This is a genomic window from Streptococcus sp. KHUD_011 (genome assembly GCF_046352925.1).
GTDB lineage: Bacteria > Bacillota > Bacilli > Lactobacillales > Streptococcaceae > Streptococcus.
In genome coordinates, this window is the sequence record NZ_CP157578.1 from 702,317 (window position 1) to 725,348 (window position 23,032).

Consider the following 23,032-nt stretch of genomic DNA (forward strand, 5'->3'; position numbering starts at 1 on the left):
CGGTCACCCTATGCGCCTTACTAGCTTCAGAAATAAAAAAGTATCGTTTTTATTTCTTTCGCGTCGTAACTCTTAGAAAATGAAAATACCTATCAGTACTTTGTAACTCTATAACACTATTTTTAAGGGGGGACATTTTTATGTCAGAACGTAAATTATTCACGTCTGAATCTGTATCTGAGGGGCATCCAGATAAGATTGCAGACCAAATTTCAGATGCGATTTTGGATGCTATTTTAGCTAAGGATCCGGAGGCGCACGTTGCTGCTGAGACAGCTGTATATACTGGATCTGTCCACGTTTTTGGTGAAATTTCTACAAATGCCTATGTGGATATTAACCGTGTGGTTCGTGATACCATTGCAGAGATTGGATATACCAATACAGAATACGGTTTTTCTGCTGAGACAGTGGGAGTACACCCATCTTTGGTGGAACAATCTCCTGACATTGCTCAAGGCGTTAACGAAGCCTTGGAGGTTCGTGGAAATGCAGACCAGGATCCACTGGACTTGATTGGTGCTGGAGATCAAGGGCTCATGTTTGGATTTGCAGTGGATGAAACAGAAGAGCTCATGCCATTGCCAATTTCACTCAGCCATAAATTGGTTCGTCGTCTGGCAGAACTTCGTAAGTCTGGTGAAATTAGCTATCTTCGCCCAGATGCTAAATCACAAGTTACAGTTGAATATGATGAAAATGACCGTCCAGTACGTGTGGACACAGTCGTGATTTCAACTCAGCACGATCCAGAAGTCAGCAACGAACAAATTCACAATGATGTCATTAACAAGGTTATCAAAGAGGTTATTCCAGCTTCTTACTTGGATGGGCAAACAAAATTCTTCATCAATCCAACTGGACGTTTTGTAATCGGTGGGCCTCAAGGGGACTCAGGTTTGACTGGTCGTAAGATTATCGTAGATACTTATGGAGGCTACTCTCGTCATGGTGGCGGTGCCTTCTCTGGTAAGGATGCGACTAAGGTGGACCGTTCTGCGTCATATGCGGCTCGTTATATTGCCAAGAATATCGTTGCAGCGGGTCTTGCTAAGAAGGCAGAAGTGCAATTGGCCTATGCCATCGGTGTTGCGCAACCTGTTTCTGTTCGTATCGATACCTTTGGTACAGGAACAGTAGCTGAAAGCAAACTTGAAAAAGCGGCTCGTCAAATCTTTGATCTTCGCCCAGCAGGAATTATCCAAATGCTGGATCTTAAGCGTCCAATTTACCGTCAAACAGCGGCTTATGGTCACATGGGACGTACAGATATTGATCTTCCATGGGAACGTTTGGATAAGGTAGATGCTTTGAAAGAAGCAGTCAAATAAAATCTTAAGAGGGGGACTTCCTCTCTTTTTTAATATACTATTTCCTTTAAAATCATTGAAATTATAGCCTTAATTTGATATGATGGTCTTATGGATAAAAGTAGAGCAAATCGTGTTGAGCATGATAAAAAGAGAATCGGTTTAATAGCCCTAGTTGCTATCTTTTCAGTAAGTATTTGTGTCCTTGGTTCAATGATTGGATACAAAATATATACAAAGCAAAGTTTTGAACAAAGGATTGAATCGCTCAAAAAAGAGAAAGATGATCAATTGAGTGAGGGAAATCAGAAAAATCATTTTCGTAAGGGTCAAGCCGAAGTGATTGCCTATTATCCTCTACAAGGGGAGCAAGTGATTTCATCTGTAAAAGAAATCATGACACAGGATATTAAGGAAAATCTGGAAGACAAGGAAAATCTGGTTTTTTATTATGCGGAGAAACAGGATTCGACTTTAAAAGGGATTGTCAACCGAAGTGTGATGAAACAAGTCTATGATTTAACTTCGTCAAAAGTTGAAGAGACTGAAAAAATTAGTCTGGCAAAAGTACATTTGACAGAAGATGGTAAAACTTTCACACTTAATCAATTATTTTCAGATGTTAGTAAAGCCAAAGAACAGCTGATTAAAGAAATGACCTCTTTCTTACAGGATAAGAAAGTGGAGCAAGAAAAGATTGATCAGCTTGTTAAAAGCTTCTCTGATCAAGACTTGTCTGCATGGAACTTTGATTATAAGGATAGCCAAATTATCCTTTATCCAAGTCAATCAGTGGAAAATCTAGACGAGATTGCCTTGCCAGTATCTAGTTTCTTTGAGGTCATTCAGTCCTCTTATCTATTAGATAAGGATGCTGAACTTTACAAGGCTTATTATGAAAAGAAAAATCGTAAAGTAGTAGCCTTGACTTTTGATGATGGCCCGAATCCTGCAACGACAAATCAAGCCTTAGATACCCTTTCTAAGTATGGTATCAAGGCAACTTTCTTTGTTTTAGGTAAGAATGTTTCTGGAAATGAAGAGATTTTGAAACGCATGAAAGCAGATGGTCATGTCATTGGGAACCATAGTTGGAGCCATCCAGTGCTTTCAAAACTTTCGCTTGACGAAGCTAAAAAACAAATTACTGATACTGAGGATGCGCTAACTAAGGTGCTGGGCTCTAGTTCTAAACTCATGCGTCCACCTTATGGAGCCATTACAGACGACATTCGCAATGGCCTTGATTTGAGCTTTATTATGTGGGATGTGGATAGTCTGGACTGGAAGAACAAAAATGAAGCAGCGATTTTGACAGAAATTCAACGAGAAGTCAAGAATGGTTCTATTATTCTCATGCATGATATCCATGCTGAGACGGTCAATGCTCTACCGAAGGTTATTGACTATTTGAAAGGTCAAGGTTATGACTTTGTGACCATTCCAGATTTGTTAGATACTCGTCTTAAAGCTCACCAGCTCTATTACGACCGCAATCAATAATACACAAAATCTAAAGAGATAAGTTTTCCTTGAAAATTTGGCTCTTTGGATTTTCTTCTAATTTAGAAAGGAAAAAAATGAAATCTTATACTTTAAATAATGGTGTTACGATTCCAGTACTGGGATTTGGAACCTGGAAAGCTGAAAATGGAGAGATTGCATATCAAGCTGTACTAGAGGCTTTAAAGGCAGGCTATCGCCATATCGATACGGCAGCTATTTATAAAAATGAAGAAAGCGTTGGTCGTGCCATTCAAGATAGTGGAGTTCTGCGTGAGGAAATTTTTGTAACCAGCAAACTCTGGAATACAAATCATAGCTATGAGCAAGCTCGTCAGGCTTTTGAAGAGTCTTTAGAGAAACTTGGCTTGGATTATTTGGATCTGTATTTGATTCATTGGCCGAACCCAAAACCTCTCAGAGAGAATGACCAATGGAAAATTCGAAATGCGGAAGTTTGGAGAGCGATGGAAGACCTCTATCAAGAAGGTAAAATCCGTGCTATCGGAGTTAGTAATTTCCTTCCCCATCATTTAGATGCCTTGCTTGAAACAGCAAAAATTGTTCCTGCAGTTAATCAAATCCGCTTGGCGCCAGGTGTGTATCAAGAAGAAGTCGTAGATTACTGTCGAGAAAAAGGAATTTTATTGGAAGCTTGGGGGCCTTTTGGTCAGGGAGAACTGTTTGATAACAAGCAAGTGCAAGAAATAGCTGAAAATCACGGAAAGTCTGTTGCTCAGATAGCCTTGGCATGGAGCTTAGCAGAAGGATTTTTACCACTTCCGAAATCTGTTACAGCATCTCGTATTCAGGCTAATCTTGATTGCTTTGCAATTGAACTGAGTCATGAGGAGCGAGAAACCTTAAAAACGATAACTGTCCAGTCGGGTGCTCCACGAGTTGATGATATGGATTTCTAGAAAATCATAAAAAGAATTGTACATTCTTCTGATTTTTGATATAATAGTCTGCAGGAAAGAAAGTCTTATGGCGTTCTTCAAGCGAGCTTGGGATAGTGGGAGCCAAGTAGAGCAAAATAAAGTGCTGGCGCTTTCTGTAGTATTTTCAAAAACAATGAAGTAATAAATTAGGGTGGAACCGCGTTTCTGACGCCCCTAGTCGCAAGGCTTGGGTGTTGAAATTCGGTTCTTTTTGAATTTCGTCTAATACCTAAGTGGAAAGGAGCATCATGCTTAAAGGATCTTGTTTATGTAAAGCAGTCACCTACACTTTAGATGAAGAATTGTCGGAAATAGTTTTTTGCCATTGCTCATTCTGTCGGAAAGTAACTGCGTCAGCCTACACAGTTAATGCCAAAGTTAGCAGCAAAAATCTGGTATTGTATGAAAAAGAGAAGTTGGTTACCTATAGTTCATCTCCAGGGAAACAACGTTATTACTGCCAGAACTGTTACAGTCAAATTTTCACTACTCAAGAAAATATACCAGAAGTTTGTGCTTTGAAATTAGGAACAATAGATGAATGCGATCAGAATTTACAAACTGTTCCCAAACGTCATATTTTTCAGGACCCAGCTTTTTCTTGGTTGCTTGATGAATAAAGCTAAAAAGATAATATAAATTAAAGGAGTAAACAATGTCTAAAAAATTGACTTTCCACTGCGTCAGTGGCAGAAACCTCCTTATAGTCGGACTGCCCCACGCTCAGTACTAGAGTGCCTGAGCTAGACGCAGTACTAACTCGTCTTGCCTCGTATGATCGACGAGGCAGACTCGTGTCGCAAGTAATTTATATAAAAAGGAGTAAACAATGTCTAAAAAATTAACATTTCAAGAAATTATTTTGACTTTGCAACAATTTTGGAATGACCAAGGTTGTATGCTTATGCAGGCCTATGACAACGAAAAAGGTGCGGGAACCATGAGTCCTTACACTTTCCTTCGTGCTATCGGACCTGAACCATGGAATGCAGCGTATGTAGAGCCATCACGTCGTCCTGCTGACGGTCGCTACGGGGAAAACCCTAACCGTCTGTACCAACACCACCAATTCCAAGTGGTTATGAAGCCTTCTCCATCAAATATCCAAGAACTTTACCTTGAATCTTTGGAAAAATTGGGAATCAATCCTTTAGAGCACGATATTCGTTTCGTTGAGGATAACTGGGAAAATCCATCAACTGGTTCAGCTGGTCTTGGTTGGGAAGTTTGGCTTGACGGGATGGAAATTACTCAGTTTACTTATTTCCAACAAGTGGGTGGATTGGCAACTGGCCCTGTGACTGCTGAAGTTACTTATGGTTTGGAACGCTTGGCTTCTTATATCCAAGAGGTTGATTCTGTCTATGATATCGAATGGGCCGATGGTGTAAAATACGGAGAAATTTTTATCCAGCCTGAGTACGAGCACTCAAAATATTCATTTGAAATTTCGGACCAAGAAATGTTGCTTGAAAACTTTGATAAGTTTGAAAAAGAAGCTGGTCGTGCCTTGGAAGAGGGCTTGGTTCACCCTGCCTATGACTATGTTCTCAAATGTTCACACACATTTAACCTACTTGATGCGCGTGGTGCTGTATCTGTAACAGAGCGCGCAGGCTATATCGCTCGTATCCGTAACCTAGCCCGTGTCGTAGCCAAAACCTTTGTCGCAGAACGCAAACGCCTAGGCTACCCACTTTTGGATGAGGAAACACGAGCTAAACTCTTAGCAGAAGACGCAGAATAAAGAGAGTGACAAATTACGAAAATGGGCGAACAGAGTGAGCCCTGAACCAGTGGCCGCAGTGATGAAGGTATCCTTAGTGAAGCTAAGGATACTAGGCAAAATTGGAGACTTTTGGCTCCAATTTTAGCAATGAAACAACGAAGTTGGTTGCTTGCGTGCCAATCACATAAGGCAAGCTGGAAAATAAAAAGATACTTTTCGGAGAAAAAACATGACAAAAAACTTATTAGTAGAACTCGGTCTTGAAGAATTACCAGCCTATGTTGTCACACCAAGTGAAAAACAACTGGGCGAAAAAATGGCAGCCTTTCTCAAGGAAAACCGCTTGTCTTTTGAAGCTATTCAGACCTTCTCAACACCACGTCGTTTGGCTATTCGTGTAACTGGTCTTGCAGACAAACAGTCTGATTTGACAGAAGATTTCAAGGGACCAGCAAAGAAAATTGCCTTGGATAGTGATGGAAACTTCACCAAAGCAGCTCAAGGATTTGTCCGTGGGAAAGGCTTGACAGTTGAAGATATTGAATTCCGTGAAATCAAGGGTGAAGAGTATGTCTATGTTACCAAGGAAGAAGTGGGCCAACCAGTTGAGAACATTGTTCCAGGTGTAGTAGACGTCTTGAAGTCATTGACCTTCCCTGTCAGCATGCACTGGGCTAACAACACTTTTGAGTATATCCGCCCTGTACACACTTTAACCGTTCTTTTGGATGAGCAAGAATTTGATTTGGATTTCCTTGATATCAAGGGAGGTCGTGTGAGCCGTGGTCATCGTTTCTTGGGACAAGAAACTAAGATTCAGTCAGCATTGAGCTATGAAGAAGACCTTCGTGCACAGTATGTAATTGCAGATCCACGTGAACGTGAGCAAATGATTATTGACCAAATTAAGACAATCGAAGCTGAATATGGTGTACGTATCGAAATTGATGCGGATTTGCTGAACGAAGTTTTGAACTTGGTGGAATACCCAACTGCCTTCATGGGAAGTTTTGATGCCAAATACCTTGAAGTTCCAGAAGAAGTCTTGGTGACTTCGATGAAGGAACACCAACGTTACTTTGTTGTTCGTGATCAAGATGGAAAACTCTTGCCAAACTTCATTTCTGTTCGTAACGGAAACGCAGAGTATTTGGAAAATGTTATCAAAGGAAATGAAAAAGTCTTGGTAGCCCGTTTGGAAGACGGAGAATTCTTCTGGCGTGAAGACCAAAAATTGGTGATTTCAGATCTTGTTGAAAAATTAAACAATGTCACCTTCCATGAGAAGATTGGTTCCCTTCGTGAGCACATGATTCGTACGGGTCAGATTGCTGTACTTTTGGCTGAAAAAGCAGGTTTGTCAGTGGATGAAACAGTTGACCTAGCTCGCGCAGCTGCCATTTACAAGTTTGACTTGTTGACAGGTATGGTTGGTGAATTTGACGAGCTCCAAGGAATTATGGGTGAGAAATATGCCCTTCTTGCTGGGGAAGCTCCAGCAGTCGCGGCTGCTATTCGTGAACACTATATGCCTATATCAGCTGAAGGAGAGCTTCCAGAGAGCAAGGTAGGTGCAGTGCTTGCTATTGCAGATAAATTGGATACGATTTTGAGTTTCTTCTCAGTAGGCTTGATTCCATCAGGTTCTAATGACCCTTATGCCCTTCGTCGTGCGACCCAAGGTGTGGTTCGTATCTTAGATGCCTTTGGTTGGCACATCGCTATGGATGAGTTGATTGATAGCCTTTATGCATTGAATTTTGACAGCTTGACTTATGAAAATAAAGCTGAAGTTATGGACTTTATCAAGGCTCGTGTTGATAAGATGATGGGTTCTACTCCAAAAGATATCAAGGAAGCCGTTCTTGCAGGATCAAACTTTGTTGTGGCGGATATGTTGGAAGCAGCAAGTGCTCTCGTGGAAGCAAGCAAGGAAGATGACTTCAAACCATCTGTTGAATCACTTTCTCGTGCCTTTAACTTGGCTGAGAAGGCAGAAGGAGTTGCTACAGTTGATTCAGCACTCTTTGAAAATGACCAAGAAAAAGCCTTGGCTGAAGCAGTAGATACGCTTGTTTTATCAGGTTCTGCAAGTCAACAATTGAAACAACTCTTTGCGCTTAGCCCAGTTATTGATGCTTTCTTTGAGAATACCATGGTAATGGCAGAAGATCAGGCTGTCCGACAAAATCGCTTGGCTATCTTGTCTCATTTAACTCAAAAAGCAGCTAAACTTGCTCGTTTTAACCAAATTAACACTAAATAAAATTTGATAAACGGACTTTATCTTATCACAAAGGAGAAGAAATGGATCAGAAAAAAATTGATCGTATCAACGAGCTTGCTAAAAAGAAAAAAGCAGAAGGCTTGACACCAGAAGAAAAAGTGGAACAAGCTAAACTACGTGAGGAGTACATCGAAGGTTATCGTCGCTCTGTTCGTCACCACATTGAAGGAATCAAAATTGTGGACGAAGAAGGAAACGATGTTACACCAGAAAAACTACGCCAAGTTCAACGTGAAAAAGGATTACATGGTCGTAGTCTTGATGACCCAAATTCATAATAATACTCTTCGAAAATCAAATTCAAACCACGTCAGCTTCACCTTGCCGTACTTAAGTACAGCCTGCGGCTAGCTTCCTAGTTTGCTCTTTGATTTTCATTGAGTATAAGTATTCTTTCTTTTAATAAAGACAGATGAAATCATAACCAAAAGACGGCTCTTTGTCAACTGTAGTGGGTTGAAGAAAAGCTAAGCTCGAGAAAGGACGAAATTTGTCCTTTCTTTTTTGATGTTCAGAGCAATAAAAATCCTTTTTTTGAAGTTTTCAAAGTTCCGAAAACCAAAGGCATTGCGTTTGATAAGTTTGATGAGATTATTGGTTGCTTCCAATTTGGCGTTGGAATAGGGTAACTGAAGGGCATTGACGATTTTCTCTTTGTCCTTTAGAAAGGTTTTAAAGACAGTCTGAAAAAGAGGATGAACCTGCTTGAGATTGTCCTCAATGAGTCCGAAAAATTTCTTCGGCTCTTTATTCTGAAAGTGGAAAAGCAAGAGTTGATAGAGATGATAGTGGTGTTTCAAGTCTTCGGAATAGCTCAAAAGCTTGTCTAGGATTTCTTTATTGGTTAAGTGCATACGAAAAGTAGGGCGATAAAAACGTTTATCACTCAGTTTAAGACTATCCTGTTGAATGAGCCTCCAGTAACGCTTGATAGCCTTGTATTCATGAGATTTTCGTTCAAGTTGATTCATGATTTGGACACGAACACGACTCATAGCACGGCTTAGATGTTGTACAATGTGAAAGCGATCTAGAACGATTTTAGCATTTGGGAGTGAAACAGTCTGGGAGACTGTTTCAGCCTGAGCCTAGAAATTAGAAAGCGAAGTTTCTTAGCTAAGTCATAGTAAGGACTAAACATATCCATAGTAATGATTTTCACTCGACAACGAACGGCTCTATCGTATCGAAGAAAGTGATTTCGGATGACAGCTTGTGTTCTACCTTCAAGAACAGCGATGATACTGAGGTTATCAAAATCTTGTGCAATGAAACTCATCTTTCCCTTGGTAAAGGCATACTCGTCCCAAGACATAATCTCTGGAAGACGAGAAAAATCATGCTTAAAACGGAAGTCATTAAGCTTGCGAATGACAGTTGAAGTTGAAATAGCCAGTTGATGAGCGATATCGGTCATAGAAGTTTTTTCAATCAATTTTTGCGCAATTTTTTGGTTGATAATACGAGGAATTTGGTGATTTTTCTCGACGAGAGAGGTCTGTGAGACCATCATTTTAGAGCAATGATAGCACTTGAAACGACGCTTTTTAAGGAGGATTCTGGTAGGCATACCAGTTGTTTCAAGGTAAGGAATTTTCGATGGTTTTTGGAAGTCATATTTCTTCATTTGACTTCCACATTCAGGACAAGATGGGGCCTCATAATCCAGTTTAGCGATGATTTCCTTGTGGGTATCTCTATTAACAACATCCATAATTTGGACATTAGGGTCTTTGATATCGAGCAGTTTTATGATAAAATGTAATGGTTCCATATGAATCTTTCTAATGAGTTGTTTCGTCGCTTTTCATTATAGGTCATATGGGACTTTTTTTCTACAACAAAATAGGCTCCATAATATCTATAAGGGATTTACCCACTACAAATATTATAGAGCCCAAAAGACTAGCAATTTGTGTTTGCTAGTCTTTTTTTCGCTAAAAAAGGAACCAAGATGGTTCCTAAAGTTATTAGTTACTTGCGCCAGATGTAGCGTCTGCGCCACCACCGTGGCTTCCAGCATCACCTGCATCAGAAGCTCCAGAGGTAGCATCTGCATCGCCGTGACCATGTCCGCCAGCAGGAGCTGCAGCATTTCCACCAACTAGACGTTGACCAGTTGTATTGAGGTACCAGTCAAGCCATGGTTGGAAATTAAAGATGATTTCATTGATTCCAGCATATGAACCATCTGGATAGTACATTGCTTGGTAATTATGGGTATTAATAACACCTTCAGGTGTTCCTGGTACAATTGTACGGACATATTCTTGGTCCCCATTACGCAATACGCCGACAACCCATTCAACGTTTTTCATTCTAGAATCTGGCAATGTACCGTGTACTGTTCCTAATCTATTTCCTGATTGAGCACGGACACGTTTACCAAACATTGTATCTGGGTCTTGGTGTGCGTTATTAAAGTACAAGAATTGATTATTATCATCTGCAAATGTCAATTCAAATGGCATTGCTTTCAAGAACATATCAATTTGGTTAACTGTCAAGATACCGTGGTCTAATTTAACGTAAGTATCTCCAGAAACAGCTCCAACAAGTTCAGCAGCTTTTTCTACCCATTCAGGATCATCTGGATCAACACCTTGGATGGTAGTTGCAATTGAATTTGTACAATATAAATCTTCTGGTTCAATTGGTTTTGGTTTTTTCAATTTTGAAACGACTCCCACATATTTTACAAAGTTGTCCAAGCATGTTTCAAGGAAATTAACAGTTCCTTCATTTGTGATATTTCCATTAACATCAAAAGCTTCTTTAGCTTTACCGAGAAGGAATTCATTTCCTGGAAGAGTATAGGCATTGACACCTGGAGCGTCAAGAATCTTACGAAGGTGAACTTGGGCACGAGAAGTACCTTGGTCGTAGTAAGAAGCACCCACAATCATGACTGGTTTGTTTTCAAATGGATGTACTTCGTATGAAAGCCATTCAAGAACAGATTTTAGGGAAGCTGAGATTGTGTGGTTGTGCTCAGGAGTAGCGATGATAACACCATCAGCACGAGTAATTTTGTTATATAAATAACGTAATTGGAAACTTTCGTCCCATTTTTCGTCTTGGTTAAACATTGGAACTTCGTCAATTTCAAGAACTTCTAATTCAAATTTGAGTTTGAAGTGACGACGGATGAATTCCAAGAGTTTACGGTTATATGATTGATCGTAGTTTGATCCTACAAGTCCAACAAATTTCATTCTTTTTGGTCTCCTATCTTACAAATTTTCCCAGTCAAAGTCTTCAGCATCTTTGCGAAGTAGTGCTTGTGCATTGCGCAATTTTTCTGTAATTTTTACAAAGATACGGAAGTCGTCAAAAGTGGCATCCAGTTTTTTGATAACATCAAGATCTACTAGGTCTCCACTTGGGGTGAAGGCTTGAAGAGAATGTGAAAGCAAGAATTCATCTGGAAGGACACTTGCTTTAATTTCTGGAGCATTCAAGATTTGGCGAAGTTGTAATTGGGCACGTGATGAACCAAGTGTACCGTAAGAAGCACCCGTAATCATGATTGGTTTGTTCAACAGTGGGTAAATACCGTAAGACAACCAAGCAAGAGCGCTCATCAAAACAGCTGGGATAGAGTGGTCATACTCAGGAGTACCGATAATAACACCATCTGCCTCTTCAATTTTAGCAGCAATTTCTAAAATTTCAACAGGTACTTGCTTGTCAGCTGGTTTGTTAAAGACAGGAATGTCTTTAATTTCAACAAGTTCAATTTCAGCTTTTTCAGCAAAGTGTTTTTGCATGTATTGAAGCAATTGACGGTTTGTAGAACGTTTTGAATTTGTTCCAACAATAGCAATAAGTTTTAACATGAGATTTCCTTTCTCTTTTTACATAATACGATTTTAAAACTCTATTGAAACATCTATTTCTATAGAGTAGGAATTCCTGAAGAACAGCTTAGATGACCTTCCTTATCGATGAGGACAGCTTCGATGCCCTCCAAACTTTCGACTTGCCAGAGGATAGAAGCAGGTCTTTCTCCAAATAGACGAGTTGTCCAGATTTCACCATCAACTGATTTATCAGAGATGATTGTTAGACTCGCTAGTTCCGTTTCAACAGGATAACCTGTTTGGCTGTCAAAAATATGATGGTAATCTTTTCCATCGACAGTCAGGTGACGTTCATAAATGCCTGAAGTCACGACAGATTTATTGACAACAGGGATGGTCATTAAGTGATTTCCCCTCGGATTGGCTGGGTCTTGAATCCCAATTCGCCAAGGCTGATCCCCTCTTGCCTGATTTTTTCCAATAGTCAGGATATTCCCTCCCAGATTGATCAAGGCAGATGTCACTCCCTCTTTTCTCAGAAATTGAGCAACTTTATCCGCACTATAACCCTTGGCTAAACAACCTAGGTCTATCTTCATTCCTTTCTGTTTTAGAAACACAGTAGAAGTAGAAGAATCTAACTCGATATAATGAGGATTGATTAAAGGGAGAATTGATTCGATTTCTTGAGGCTGGGCAACTTTGGCATCTGAAAAACCGATACGCCAGGTTTGAATCAAGGGACCAATGCTGATATTGAGATGGCTAGATGGCGCGAGGCTATGCTCTAATCCAAGTGAAATCAGTTCGAACAGGTCTGGATGAACCTTGACGGGGGCTATTCCAGCTTGATGATTGATTTCCATCAACTCAGATTCTTGGCTATTGGCATTGAAGCGGTATTCGAGCTCTCTGAGTAAATCAAAGGATTTCTGGATCAAGCTATCGGCTCGCTCATCTACTAATGAAATAGTGATAGTAGTCCCCATTAGCCGTTCGGAATGTGAACTAAGAGGCAAGCTACCAACTCCTTTCTCTTATGAAAAGAAGGCTGAAATATAGTAAATTTATATTAAATTTAACCCCTTACATTTTCTTTCCATGATACTAGCATACCATAAAGTCAGCGTTTTCACAAATAAAATTTGTAAACTTGTCAAGAAATATGCTCAGAAAAAAAGAGTAATTGTAAGAAAGACTGATAAAATACAGATTATTTACATTTTTTTACAAAAAAATCGGGAAAATTAACTAAACTCTTGTAAACGCTAACAGTAAATGTTATACTAGAAGAGTAAATTTAAAATTGAAGGTAGGAATTTTTCTATGAGTAAAATCGTTGTAGTTGGTGCTAACCACGCTGGTACAGCATGTATTAATACTATGTTGGATAATTTTGGAAATGAGAACGAAATCGTTGTATTTGACCAGAACTCTAACATCTCTTTCCTAGGATGTGGAATGGCTCTTTGGATTGGTGAACAAATTGACGGTGCTGAAGGCTTGTTCTATTCTGATAAAGAAAAATTGGAAGCTAAAGGTGCTAAGGTATACATGAATTCACCAGTTCTTTCAATCGACTATGATAACAAAGTAGTTACAGCAGAAGTTGAAGGGAAAGAGCACAAAGAATCATACGATAAATTGATTTTCGCTACAGGTTCTACACCAATCTTGCCACCAATCGAAGGTGTTGAAATTGTTAAAGGAAACCGTGAATTTAAAGCAACTCTTGAAAATGTACAATTCGTTAAATTGTACCAAAATGCTGAAGAAGTGATTCATAAATTGGCTGACAAGAGCCAACACCTTGACCGTATCGCCGTTGTTGGTGGTGGATACATCGGTGTTGAACTTGCTGAAGCTTTTGAGCGTCTTGGAAAAGAAGTTGTCCTTGTTGACATCGTAGATACTGTCTTGAACGGATACTACGACAAAGACTTCACTCAAATGATGGCGAAGAACTTGGAAGACCACAACATCCGCTTGGCGCTTGGTCAAACTGTTAAAGCAATTGAGGGTGACGGTAAAGTTGAACGCTTGATTACTGATAAAGAAACTTTCGATGTGGATATGGTTATCCTTGCAGTTGGTTTCCGTCCAAACACAGCCCTTGCTGATGGAAAAATTGAACTCTTCCGTAACGGTGCCTTCCTTGTAGACAAGAAACAAGAAACATCTATCCCAGGCGTTTACGCAGTAGGTGACTGTGCGACTGTTTATGACAACGCTCGTAAAGACACTAGCTACATCGCTCTTGCTTCAAATGCTGTTCGTACTGGTATCGTTGGTGCATACAACGCTTGTGGACATGAATTGGAAGGAATTGGTGTTCAAGGTTCAAATGGTATCTCAATCTACGGTCTTCACATGGTTTCAACTGGTTTGACTCTTGAAAAAGCGAAAGCTGCTGGTTACAATGCAACTGAAACAGGCTTTAACGATCTTCAAAAACCAGAATTTATGAAGCATGACAACCATGAAGTTGCCATCAAGATTGTCTTTGACAAAGATAGCCGTGAAATTCTTGGTGCACAAATGGTTTCACACGATTCTGCAATCAGCATGGGAATCCACATGTTCTCACTTGCTATCCAAGAGCATGTGACAATTGATAAATTGGCATTGACAGACCTATTCTTCTTGCCACACTTCAACAAACCATACAACTACATCACAATGGCTGCCCTTACAGCTGAAAAATAAAATTTGATGAACTATCTGTCCTTAAGTTAAGGTCAGATAGTTTTTTAATCAATGTGTACCCATACAATTACATTATTTTTATCTTGTGATTCCTTCTAATCTAACTTAAAATGAAATGGTAGCTACCAATACAAATGATGAGGATAAAGAAATGACTGAAAATCGTTATGAACTAAATAAAAACTTGGCGCAGATGCTCAAGGGTGGGGTTATCATGGACGTTCAGAACCCTGAACAAGCCCGTATTGCAGAGGCTGCTGGTGCGGCAGCTGTGATGGCCTTGGAACGAATTCCGGCTGATATCCGTGCGGCTGGTGGGGTTTCCCGTATGAGTGATCCAAAGATGATTAAGGAAATCCAAGAAGCGGTTAGCATTCCAGTAATGGCCAAGGTCAGAATCGGGCACTTTGTTGAAGCTCAGATTTTAGAGGCTATTGAAATTGACTATATCGATGAGAGTGAAGTTTTATCTCCAGCTGACGACCGTTTCCATGTGGATAAGAAAGAATTCCAAGTTCCTTTTGTCTGTGGAGCTAAGGATTTGGGCGAAGCCTTGCGTCGTATCGCTGAAGGTGCTTCTATGATTCGTACCAAAGGAGAACCGGGTACGGGGGATATCGTCCAAGCTGTTCGTCATATGCGTATGATGAATCAGGAAATTCGCCGCATTCAAAACCTACGTGAGGACGAACTTTATGTTGCTGCTAAGGACTTGCAAGTCCCTGTAGAATTGGTTCAATACGTTCATGAACATGGGAAATTACCAGTTGTAAACTTTGCGGCTGGAGGCGTTGCAACGCCAGCAGATGCCGCGCTGATGATGCAATTAGGGGCAGAAGGTGTATTTGTCGGTTCAGGTATTTTCAAGTCAGGAGATCCTGTTAAACGAGCGAGTGCCATTGTCAAAGCGGTAACCAATTTCCGAAATCCTCAGATCCTAGCTCAAATCTCTGAAGATCTAGGAGAAGCCATGGTGGGTATTAATGAAAATGAAATCCAAATTCTCATGGCTGAGCGAGGGAAATAGATGAAAATTGGAATATTGGCCTTGCAAGGTGCCTTTGCAGAACATGCAAAAGTGCTAGATCAATTAGGTGTCGAGAGTGTTGAAATCAGAAATCTAGATGATTTTCAGAAACATCAGAGTGATTTGTCGGGATTGATATTACCTGGTGGAGAATCTACAACCATGGGCAAGCTCTTACGTGAGCAGGACATGCTGATTCCCATTCGAGAAGCCATTCTATCTGGCTTACCAGTGTTTGGGACCTGTGCAGGTTTAATTTTGCTGGCTAAGGAAATTACTTCTCAGGAAGAGAGTCATCTAGGAACTATGGATATGGTAGTCGAGCGCAATGCCTATGGGCGCCAACTAGGAAGTTTCTATACGGAAGCAGAATGTAAGGGAGTTGGCAAGATTCCGATGACCTTTATTCGCGGGCCGATTATCAGTAGTGTTGGAGAAGATGTAGAAATTCTAGCAACAGTTGACAATCAAATCGTTGCAGCCCAAGAAAAAAATATGCTGGTAACTTCCTTTCATCCAGAATTGACTGATGATGTAAGCTTGCACCAGTACTTTATCAATATGTGTAAAGAAAAAAGTTGAGAAAAAATTCTCAACTTTTTTACATATAATAAACAATGGCAATGTATTGGAGGGCAGATGCTGCTAGGATAAAGAGATGCCAAATCATGTGGAAATAAGGTTTTTTCTTGGCGTAAAATCCAGCTCCAACTGTATAACAGAGTCCGCCAGTTACCATGAGACTCCAGAAAATTGGCGTTGTTTGACTGATAATGGCAGGAATGATAGCCAGAACCAACCAGCCCATAATCAGGTAAAGAGCAAGGCTAAATTTCTCATTGACTTTTTTAGCAAAGATTTTATAGAGAATACCAAAGATGGTCGTTCCCCACTGGATAGCAATAATCAGATAGCCAAACCAGTTATTCATCAAAGTCAGTACGACAGGTGTATAAGAGCCAGCAATAGCAACATAAATCATAGAATGGTCAATGATTCGCAAGACATATTTGTGGGTCGAACCATAGGCCATAGAGTGATAAATGGTGGATGATAGGAACATGAGAAAGAGACTAATAACGAAAATGGAAACGCCGATAGAGGATAAAAATCCGTGTGTCTCATAACTATAGGTTGATGAAATAGGCAGTAAGATTAGCATGATGACTGCACCTACGGCATGGGTCACACTATTAGCAATCTCTTCTCCGAAACTGAGTTGTTTGCTGAGTTTAAGACTAGTGTTCATTGGATTACCTCCTCTTGAGTATGATCGATTAAGGCTAGGGTTTGATGATAGAGTTTAACGGTTTGGCAGCTGGTTTGGATAATGGGGTTAGCTGGGTCAATTCCTTGGTTCATGTAGTCCACAAAAGCATCGTAGAGTTGGTCTGAACTTGCTTGAGTTTGGAGAGTATTAAGTGTCTGAGCTATTTCTTGAATAGAGAATACCGACTTGAGGGTTGTGATAGCAATCAGACGGGCAATCTGTTGGCGTTGGTATTTTTTCTTGTCAGGCTTTGTTAGGTAACCATGTTTCACATAATTGTTGACCATGGATGCTGTCAGGCCCTTGTCTTTATCAGGAGAGATAGGGGAGCAGACCTGATTGACATAGAGCAAAACCTGGTCCAGATAGAGGTCAATATTTGGGATTTCTGCCCATTTTGGGTAGGAAAAGGTAGTTTTCATTTTCAACTCCTTTTTATCTAGTTTTAATAACTAGATTATAAAATAATAGAAATAGAAAGTCAAGTTTTAACTGCTTGTAGAAAGACTTAAATTATGCTATGATGGGAGAAACTAGTCAGAAATGAGGAGAAAAGATGGAGATTCGTTTAGCTTTTCCAAATGAAGTAGATGCCATCATGCAGGTGATGGAAGATGCTAAAAAATGTTTAGCAGATGTTGGTAGTGACCAGTGGCAAAATGGTTATCCAAATGCTGATATTATTACTGAGGATATTATCTCAGGTCAAGCCTACGTAGCCTTGGAAGAGGGAGAATTACTAGCTTATGCAGCCGTGACCAAGAGTCCAGAGGCAACCTATGAAGCCATTTATGAAGGAAAATGGCAATCTGGAGAGTCAGAGTACCTAGTCTTTCACCGTATTGCTGTGGCAGCAGATGTGCAGGGACAGGGGGTTGCTCAGACTTTCCTAGAAGGCTTGATTGAAGGATTTGATTACCTAGATTTTCGCTCAGATACGCATGTTGCAAACGAGGCCATGCAGCATATCTTTGAAAAACTCGGTTTTAAACAGGTTGGTAAGGTTCCAGTTGATGGCGAACGCTTGGCCTATCAAAAATTAAAGAAATAATGCAAAAGATGTACGTAAAAATGCTCTACTTTTCGCCAATAGGAACCTTGTCTTTGGTTGCCGACGAGCAATATCTGTATGGCATTTGGGTGCAGGAGCAGAAGCATTTTGAGAGAGGACTAGGAGATGAGACGATAGAAGCAGTTGTTAGTCATCCAATTTTAGATCCAGTTATTGCTTGCTTAGATGATTACTTTAAAGGCAAGTCTCAGGATTTATCCGACTTGCCCTTGGCTCCAATCGGAACGGATTTTGAAAAGCGAGTTTGGTCCTATCTACAGGGAATTCCTTATGGTCAGACAGTGACCTATGGACAAATAGCCCAAGAGCTACAAGTGGATTCTGCTCAAGCAATTGGTGGGGCAGTGGGACGCAATCCGTGGTCTATCCTAGTACCTTGTCATCGGGTGCTGGGAGCTGGCAAGCGTCTGACAGGTTATGCTGCAGGAGTGGAAAAGAAAGCTTGGCTCTTGGAGCATGAAGGCGCAGATTTTAAAGATATAAAATAGAAAGTGAAAGACATGTTAGAATTTATCGAATATCCAAAATGTTCAACTTGTAAAAAAGCAAAACAAGAATTAAACCAACTCGGTGTGGACTATAAAGCCATCCATATCGTTAAAGAAACACCTAGCCAAGAAGTCATTTTAAATTGGCTAGAAACCTCGGGTTTTGAGTTGAAGCAATTTTTCAACACCAGTGGGATCAAATACCGTGAATTGGGGCTGAAAGATAAGGTAGGAAGTCTGTCAAACCAAGAAGCAGCTGAGTTGCTAGCAAGCGACGGTATGTTGTTAAAACGCCCCATTTTAGTAGAAAATGGAACTGTTAAGCAAATCGGTTATCGAAAAGCTTATGAAGAATTGGGATTGAAATAGTTTTTATCTATCTCTTTGATAGATAAAATATATAACCTCCCTGTTTCAAAGTATGATAAACTAGTAGGTAGACAAAGTCTGTACCTGACCGTAGCAAATAATTTCATTGACGGCAAAAGTATGGTAGAATGAATCATTATCAGGAGAGGATGTTTTTATGAATGTTACAACGATTTTAGCATCAGATTGGTACCAAAACTTGATGCAATTGATTCCGGATGGCAAGCTTTTTAGCTTGCGTTCGGTCTTTGATGGAATCCCGAGAATTGTCCAACAACTTCCAATAACGATTATGTTGACCATTGGTGGTGCTCTTTTTGGCTTGGTTTTGGCGCTTCTTTTTGCCATTGTGAAGATCAATCGTGTCAAAATTTTATACCCCTTGCAGGCCTTCTTTGTTAGCTTCTTAAAAGGGACACCGATTTTGGTGCAACTCATGTTGACCTACTACGGAATTCCTTTGGCTTTGAAAGCTCTCAATCAGCAATGGGGAACTGGTTTCAATATCAATGCGATTCCAGCCGCTGCTTTTGCGATTGTCGCCTTTGCTTTCAATGAAGCAGCTTATGCGAGTGAAACCATTCGTGCAGCCATTCTCTCAGTCAATCCTGGTGAGATTGAGGCGGCACGCAGTCTGGGTATGACCCGAGCACAAGTTTATCGTCGCGTAATTATTCCAAATGCAGCCGTTGTGGCAACTCCAACCTTAATCAATTCCCTCATCGGCTTGACCAAAGGAACTTCCCTAGCCTTTAATGCGGGTGTTGTGGAAGTATTTGCCCAAGCTCAGATTCTGGGTGGAGCTGATTATCGTTACTTTGAGCGCTTCATCTCCGTTGCCCTTGTTTATTGGGTAGTCAATATCGGAATTGAAAGCCTCGGTCGTTTCATCGAGAGAAAAATGGCTATTTCTGCACCCGATACAGTGCAAACAGATGTGAAAGGAGACCTTCGTTAATGATTAAGATTTCGAATTTAAGCAAATCCTTTTCAGGACAGACTGTCTTGGATCATCTGGACTTAGATATTCAAAAAGGGGAAGTTGTAGCCTTGATTGGTTCTTCAGGAGCTGGAAAATCAACCTTCCTTCGTAGTCTCAATTATCTTGAAACACCTGACAGTGGCTCTATTCAGATTGATGATTTCTCAGTTGATTTTTCTAAAATCACTCAAGAAGAAATCCTTGCCCTACGCCGTAAGTTGTCTATGGTTTTCCAACAGTTTAATTTGTTTGAACGCCGAACAGCACTTGATAATGTGAAAGAAGGCTTGGTTGTTGTCAAGAAATTATCCGACCAAGAAGCAACCAAGATTGCCAAGGAAGAGTTGGCTAAGGTTGGGCTTTCAGACCGTGAAAACCATTATCCTCGCCATTTATCAGGTGGACAGAAGCAACGGGTTGCCCTAGCGCGTGCACTTGCGATGAAACCAGATGTCTTGCTCTTAGACGAACCAACTTCAGCCCTTGATCCAGAATTGGTCGGCGAAGTAGAAAAGTCTATTGCAGATGCTGCTAAGTCAGGTCAAACCATGATTTTGGTTAGTCATGACATGTCCTTTGTAGCTCAAGTTGCGGATAAGATTCTCTTCCTAGATAAGGGGAAAATCATTGAGTCTGGAACACCGGATGAGATTATCCACCATCCTAAAGAAGAGCGAACAAAAGAATTCTTCGCTAGTTACAAACGGACTTATATTTGATATAATAGATAAAGAAAAACTCAGTTAGCTGGACTAGCTGAGTTTACTCTTTAAAAAAGATAGAAATGAGAGAAATCATGCTACTGCAACTATTTTCTTTATATTTCGAGAGTTTGATCTTGACCACCATCCTCGTCCTGATTTTTTTAGGGATTTGGATTGGACTGAGAGCCATGTCGGGAGTTGATAAGACAGCCAAGGCTCGCCAAGCCCATCTCTATGATATGATTATGATTGGTGTTTTGGTTGTTCCAGTATTATCCTTTGCGGTTATGAGTTTAATTCTTGTTTTCAAGGCATAATCCTTGCGTGATTGACAAGAAAGAGTTAGAATAAAGATAGTTACAACAAGAAAGAAGGAAACTATATGTACGATACTATTATTATCGGTGCTGGACCTGCAGGTATGACTGCAGCCTTGTATGCTGCTCGAAGCAATCTGAAAGTAGGCTTGATTGAAGGTGGTCTGCCAGGTGGTCAGATGAATAATACATCTGATATTGAAAATTACCCTGGATACGCTAATATTAGTGGGCCAGAATTGGCAGAAAAGATGTTTGAACCGCTTGAAAATCTTGGTGTTGAGCACATTTATGGTTATGTTGAAAATGTCGAAGACCATGGTGATTTTAAGAAAGTGATGACTGATGACCAAACATATGAAACTCGTACCGTTATCGTAGCGACTGGCTCTAAACACCGTCCTTTGGGAGTACCTGGAGAAGAAGAACTGAACAGTCGTGGTGTTTCTTACTGTGCCGTGTGTGATGGTGCTTTCTTCCGTGACCAAGATTTGTTGGTAGTTGGTGGCGGAGATTCAGCTGTCGAAGAAGCCCTCTTCTTGACTCGTTTTGCTAAGACTGTTACCATTGTTCACCGTCGTGACCAACTTCGTGCCCAAAAGGTTTTACAAGACCGCGCCTTTGCGAATGAGAAAATCAGCTTTATCTGGGATTCTGTAGTGAAGGAAATCAAGGGAGAAAACCGAGTAGAATCTGTCGTCTTTGAAAATGTGAAAACAGGTCAAGTGACAGAGCAAGCCTTCGGTGGCGTCTTTATCTATGTTGGATTAGACCCTCTTAGCGATTTTGTTAAAGAATTGAATATTCAAGATCAGGCTGGCTGGATTGTGACAGACAACCACATGAAAACTGCAGTTGATGGTATCTTCGCAGTTGGAGATGTTCGCTTGAAAGACCTTCGCCAAGTGACAACAGCAGTTGGAGATGGCGCTATCGCAGGTCAAGAAGCTTACAAGTTTATTACAGAACATAGTTAATCATAAAAAAGTTTCCAATCAGATGACTGGAAACTTTTTTTATAGTCTATTTCGGAAAACTTCGTACATGAGAATGGCTGCAGCAACACTGGCATTAAGGCTTTGAACATGTCCATTCATGGGAATAGTAATCATTTCATCGACCTGTTTTTTGATGTTGGTAGAGATGCCTTTTCCTTCATTTCCGATGATGAGGGCGATTTTTCCTTTTGTATTCCACTTATGGCAAGGAGTACCGTTCATATCTGTTCCAAAGGTCCAGAAGCCTTCACCCTTGAGTTTGTCTAGAGTTTGGCTCAGATTGGTTACGCGGGCAATTGGAACGTGTTCAATAGCACCTGTGGCCGTTTTGGCAACGACAGGAGTAACTCCGACAGCACGGTGCTTGGGAATGATGACACCTGAAACGTTGGTCGCATCGGCTGTTCGCAAGATAGAACCTAGATTATGGGGATCAGTTAGACCATCCAGAATCAATAGCAGTGGATTTTCTTCTTGGCGTGTTTTGGCAAGGATGTGATCCAGCTCGCTATAGGCAAATTCAGACACTCGTAGAACAAAACCTTGATGAACAGCACCTTCAGTCATCTCAGTGAGGGATTTTTTTGAGGTCCAAGAAATGGATACCTTCTTTTCTGTAGCCAGTTCCTTGACTTTCTCAACATTCTTACCTCGGAGATCTTCTTGGAGGTAAAGTTTGTTCCCTGTGTTTGCAAGGAGGGCTTCGGTAACGGCGTGGACGCCATAGACAATATCATTTGTTTTCATGCCTCTATTATAACACAAAACCCCGTCTTGCAACGGGATTTTATTTATTCAAGAATCAGTAGACCATCTTTAACTTCAAATGGGTCTTTTTCATTGATACGATCGTAAAACATGATTCCGTTGATGTGGTCAATTTCATGCTGAACAACGATGGAGTTGTAGCCTTTGAGCTTGATACGGTGTTTTTCGCCGTCCTTGTCAAAGTAGTCAACAGTAACGCGAGCATGGCGAACAACATAGCCAGGCACATTGCGGTCAACAGAGAGGCAACCTTCTCCTTCGCCAAGAGCAGCGTCTTGAACAGAGTGAGAGACGATTTTTGGATTGTACATAATGGCTTGTAAGTCGTAGGCTTCCTGCGGAGTTTCACCTTCTTCAACAATGTTTGGTACCAAAACAGCGATAATACGTTTTGAGATATCTAATTGAGGAGCAGCAAGTCCAACACCACCTCGGAGCCCCATCTTTTCAGCCATGACAGGATCTTGGGAATGTTTGAGGAATTGCATCATCTTTTCACCGAGAATGATTTCCTGGTCAGACAAGGGGAAAGTGACTTCCTCAGCAACCGCGCGTAGAGTTGGATTTCCCTCGCGGATAATATCTTTCATATCAATTAAGTGAGCAGCTTTTGTAATACGTTCTATTGCAGACATTTTCTCTCCTTTCATTACCTCTACATGATATCACAAAATGACAAGGATTGAAAGTATTACAGCCTTTAGGATTTATAGAAAATAGATAGGAAGTTCAATTCAATTGTGAAAGAAATACTTATC

General features: G+C 40.6%; 24 protein-coding genes and 1 pseudogene. 17 read left to right on the forward strand and 8 right to left on the reverse strand.

The features are described 5' to 3' along the window. The first annotated feature begins 140 nt into the window (after positions 1 to 140). The 7 genes from metK (at position 141) to ABKJ27_RS03230 (ending at position 8,048) form a co-directional block, all read left to right on the forward strand. On the forward strand, positions 141 to 1,331 hold the full coding sequence (gene metK / locus ABKJ27_RS03200) for a methionine adenosyltransferase (protein ID WP_203180479.1): 1,191 nt from the start codon (positions 141 to 143) through the stop codon (positions 1,329 to 1,331). A 90-nt stretch (positions 1,332 to 1,421) separates the two neighbouring features. Beyond that, positions 1,422 to 2,813, forward strand: coding sequence for a peptidoglycan-N-acetylglucosamine deacetylase PgdA (gene pgdA / locus ABKJ27_RS03205; RefSeq protein ID WP_203212807.1), 1,392 nt, complete (start codon positions 1,422 to 1,424; stop codon positions 2,811 to 2,813). Between the two features lie 77 nt (positions 2,814 to 2,890). Beyond that, positions 2,891 to 3,733, forward strand: a complete 843-nt coding sequence (locus ABKJ27_RS03210) for an aldo/keto reductase (protein WP_410012030.1) — start codon at positions 2,891 to 2,893, stop codon at positions 3,731 to 3,733. Between the two features lie 269 nt (positions 3,734 to 4,002). Then, positions 4,003 to 4,374, forward strand: a complete 372-nt coding sequence (locus ABKJ27_RS03215; RefSeq protein ID WP_285387225.1) for a GFA family protein — start codon at positions 4,003 to 4,005, stop codon at positions 4,372 to 4,374. Positions 4,375 to 4,583: 209 nt separating this feature from the next. After that, the gene (gene glyQ, locus ABKJ27_RS03220; protein ID WP_000038736.1) at positions 4,584 to 5,501 is read left to right on the forward strand and encodes a glycine--tRNA ligase subunit alpha; all 918 of its coding nucleotides are present in this window, start codon (positions 4,584 to 4,586) and stop codon (positions 5,499 to 5,501) included. A 211-nt stretch (positions 5,502 to 5,712) separates the two neighbouring features. Then, positions 5,713 to 7,749 carry a glycine--tRNA ligase subunit beta gene (gene glyS, locus ABKJ27_RS03225; RefSeq protein WP_410012031.1) on the forward strand — a complete coding sequence of 679 codons (2,037 nt, stop codon included), beginning with the start codon at positions 5,713 to 5,715 and terminating at the stop codon, positions 7,747 to 7,749. Positions 7,750 to 7,790: 41 nt separating this feature from the next. Beyond that, on the forward strand, positions 7,791 to 8,048 hold the full coding sequence (locus tag ABKJ27_RS03230) for a DUF896 family protein (RefSeq protein ID WP_000372163.1): 258 nt from the start codon (positions 7,791 to 7,793) through the stop codon (positions 8,046 to 8,048). Positions 8,049 to 8,237: 189 nt separating this feature from the next. On the opposite strand, the pseudogene ABKJ27_RS03235 reads toward ABKJ27_RS03230, so the two are convergent. The 4 genes and pseudogenes from ABKJ27_RS03235 to ABKJ27_RS03250 form a co-directional block, all read right to left on the reverse strand. Then, positions 8,238 to 9,544 (reverse strand): annotated as a pseudogene (locus ABKJ27_RS03235) (transposase). Positions 9,545 to 9,740: 196 nt separating this feature from the next. Continuing rightward, positions 9,741 to 10,985 carry an NAD(P)H-dependent oxidoreductase gene (locus ABKJ27_RS03240; RefSeq protein WP_410012032.1) on the reverse strand — a complete coding sequence of 415 codons (1,245 nt, stop codon included), beginning with the start codon at positions 10,983 to 10,985 and terminating at the stop codon, positions 9,741 to 9,743. 18 nt (positions 10,986 to 11,003) lie between these two features. Then, positions 11,004 to 11,609 carry an NADPH-dependent FMN reductase gene (locus ABKJ27_RS03245; protein ID WP_410012033.1) on the reverse strand — a complete coding sequence of 202 codons (606 nt, stop codon included), beginning with the start codon at positions 11,607 to 11,609 and terminating at the stop codon, positions 11,004 to 11,006. Positions 11,610 to 11,668: 59 nt separating this feature from the next. Beyond that, positions 11,669 to 12,592, reverse strand: coding sequence for an FAD:protein FMN transferase (locus ABKJ27_RS03250; RefSeq protein ID WP_410012034.1), 924 nt, complete (start codon positions 12,590 to 12,592; stop codon positions 11,669 to 11,671). Positions 12,593 to 12,899: 307 nt separating this feature from the next. Here ABKJ27_RS03250 and nox point away from each other — a divergent pair, with 307 nt between their 5' ends. The 3 genes from nox (at position 12,900) to pdxT (ending at position 15,888) form a co-directional block, all read left to right on the forward strand. Beyond that, positions 12,900 to 14,279 carry a H2O-forming NADH oxidase gene (gene nox, locus ABKJ27_RS03255; RefSeq protein ID WP_143951900.1) on the forward strand — a complete coding sequence of 460 codons (1,380 nt, stop codon included), beginning with the start codon at positions 12,900 to 12,902 and terminating at the stop codon, positions 14,277 to 14,279. A 151-nt stretch (positions 14,280 to 14,430) separates the two neighbouring features. Next, positions 14,431 to 15,306 carry a pyridoxal 5'-phosphate synthase lyase subunit PdxS gene (pdxS, locus tag ABKJ27_RS03260; protein ID WP_000138517.1) on the forward strand — a complete coding sequence of 292 codons (876 nt, stop codon included), beginning with the start codon at positions 14,431 to 14,433 and terminating at the stop codon, positions 15,304 to 15,306. Further along, complete coding sequence (gene pdxT / locus ABKJ27_RS03265) at positions 15,307 to 15,888, forward strand: pyridoxal 5'-phosphate synthase glutaminase subunit PdxT (RefSeq protein WP_023948274.1); 582 nt, start codon at positions 15,307 to 15,309, stop codon at positions 15,886 to 15,888. Positions 15,889 to 15,907: 19 nt separating this feature from the next. Here the strand turns inward: pdxT and trhA are convergent, their stop codons facing one another. Together trhA and ABKJ27_RS03275 are read right to left on the reverse strand one after the other, a co-directional pair. Continuing rightward, positions 15,908 to 16,555, reverse strand: a complete 648-nt coding sequence (trhA, locus tag ABKJ27_RS03270; protein WP_001098000.1) for a PAQR family membrane homeostasis protein TrhA — start codon at positions 16,553 to 16,555, stop codon at positions 15,908 to 15,910. Next, complete coding sequence (locus ABKJ27_RS03275; protein WP_000858732.1) at positions 16,552 to 16,998, reverse strand: DUF1836 domain-containing protein; 447 nt, start codon at positions 16,996 to 16,998, stop codon at positions 16,552 to 16,554. Before ABKJ27_RS03275 ends, trhA begins: the two co-directional genes overlap by 4 nt. A 134-nt stretch (positions 16,999 to 17,132) precedes the next feature. On the opposite strand from ABKJ27_RS03275, the gene ABKJ27_RS03280 reads away from it, so the two are divergent. The 7 genes from ABKJ27_RS03280 (at position 17,133) to trxB (ending at position 21,485) form a co-directional block, all read left to right on the forward strand. Further along, on the forward strand, positions 17,133 to 17,627 hold the full coding sequence (locus tag ABKJ27_RS03280) for a GNAT family N-acetyltransferase (RefSeq protein ID WP_023948272.1): 495 nt from the start codon (positions 17,133 to 17,135) through the stop codon (positions 17,625 to 17,627). After that, entirely contained in the window at positions 17,627 to 18,136 is a 510-nt protein-coding gene (locus ABKJ27_RS03285) for a methylated-DNA--[protein]-cysteine S-methyltransferase (protein WP_020903509.1), read from the forward strand. The genes ABKJ27_RS03280 and ABKJ27_RS03285 overlap by 1 nt, the downstream gene beginning before the upstream one ends. A gap of 12 nt (positions 18,137 to 18,148) precedes the next feature. After that, complete coding sequence (locus ABKJ27_RS03290) at positions 18,149 to 18,505, forward strand: arsenate reductase family protein (protein ID WP_410012035.1); 357 nt, start codon at positions 18,149 to 18,151, stop codon at positions 18,503 to 18,505. A gap of 157 nt (positions 18,506 to 18,662) precedes the next feature. Then, positions 18,663 to 19,463, forward strand: coding sequence for an amino acid ABC transporter permease (locus ABKJ27_RS03295; RefSeq protein ID WP_410012036.1), 801 nt, complete (start codon positions 18,663 to 18,665; stop codon positions 19,461 to 19,463). Next, the gene (locus ABKJ27_RS03300) at positions 19,463 to 20,206 is read left to right on the forward strand and encodes an amino acid ABC transporter ATP-binding protein (protein ID WP_000590965.1); all 744 of its coding nucleotides are present in this window, start codon (positions 19,463 to 19,465) and stop codon (positions 20,204 to 20,206) included. The genes ABKJ27_RS03295 and ABKJ27_RS03300 overlap by 1 nt, the downstream gene beginning before the upstream one ends. Positions 20,207 to 20,283: 77 nt before the next feature. Then, positions 20,284 to 20,508: a DUF4059 family protein gene (locus tag ABKJ27_RS03305; protein WP_000926599.1), complete on the forward strand. Its 225-nt coding sequence runs from the start codon at positions 20,284 to 20,286 to the stop codon at positions 20,506 to 20,508. A gap of 65 nt (positions 20,509 to 20,573) precedes the next feature. Further along, entirely contained in the window at positions 20,574 to 21,485 is a 912-nt protein-coding gene (gene trxB, locus ABKJ27_RS03310) for a thioredoxin-disulfide reductase (protein ID WP_049509552.1), read from the forward strand. A 39-nt stretch (positions 21,486 to 21,524) separates the two neighbouring features. Here trxB and rlmB read toward each other — a convergent pair whose 3' ends face one another. After that, the gene (rlmB, locus tag ABKJ27_RS03315) at positions 21,525 to 22,253 is read right to left on the reverse strand and encodes a 23S rRNA (guanosine(2251)-2'-O)-methyltransferase RlmB (RefSeq protein ID WP_410012037.1); all 729 of its coding nucleotides are present in this window, start codon (positions 22,251 to 22,253) and stop codon (positions 21,525 to 21,527) included. Between the two features lie 44 nt (positions 22,254 to 22,297). Continuing rightward, the gene (def, locus tag ABKJ27_RS03320) at positions 22,298 to 22,909 is read right to left on the reverse strand and encodes a peptide deformylase (protein WP_001272937.1); all 612 of its coding nucleotides are present in this window, start codon (positions 22,907 to 22,909) and stop codon (positions 22,298 to 22,300) included. Between the last annotated feature and the right edge of the window lie 123 nt (positions 22,910 to 23,032).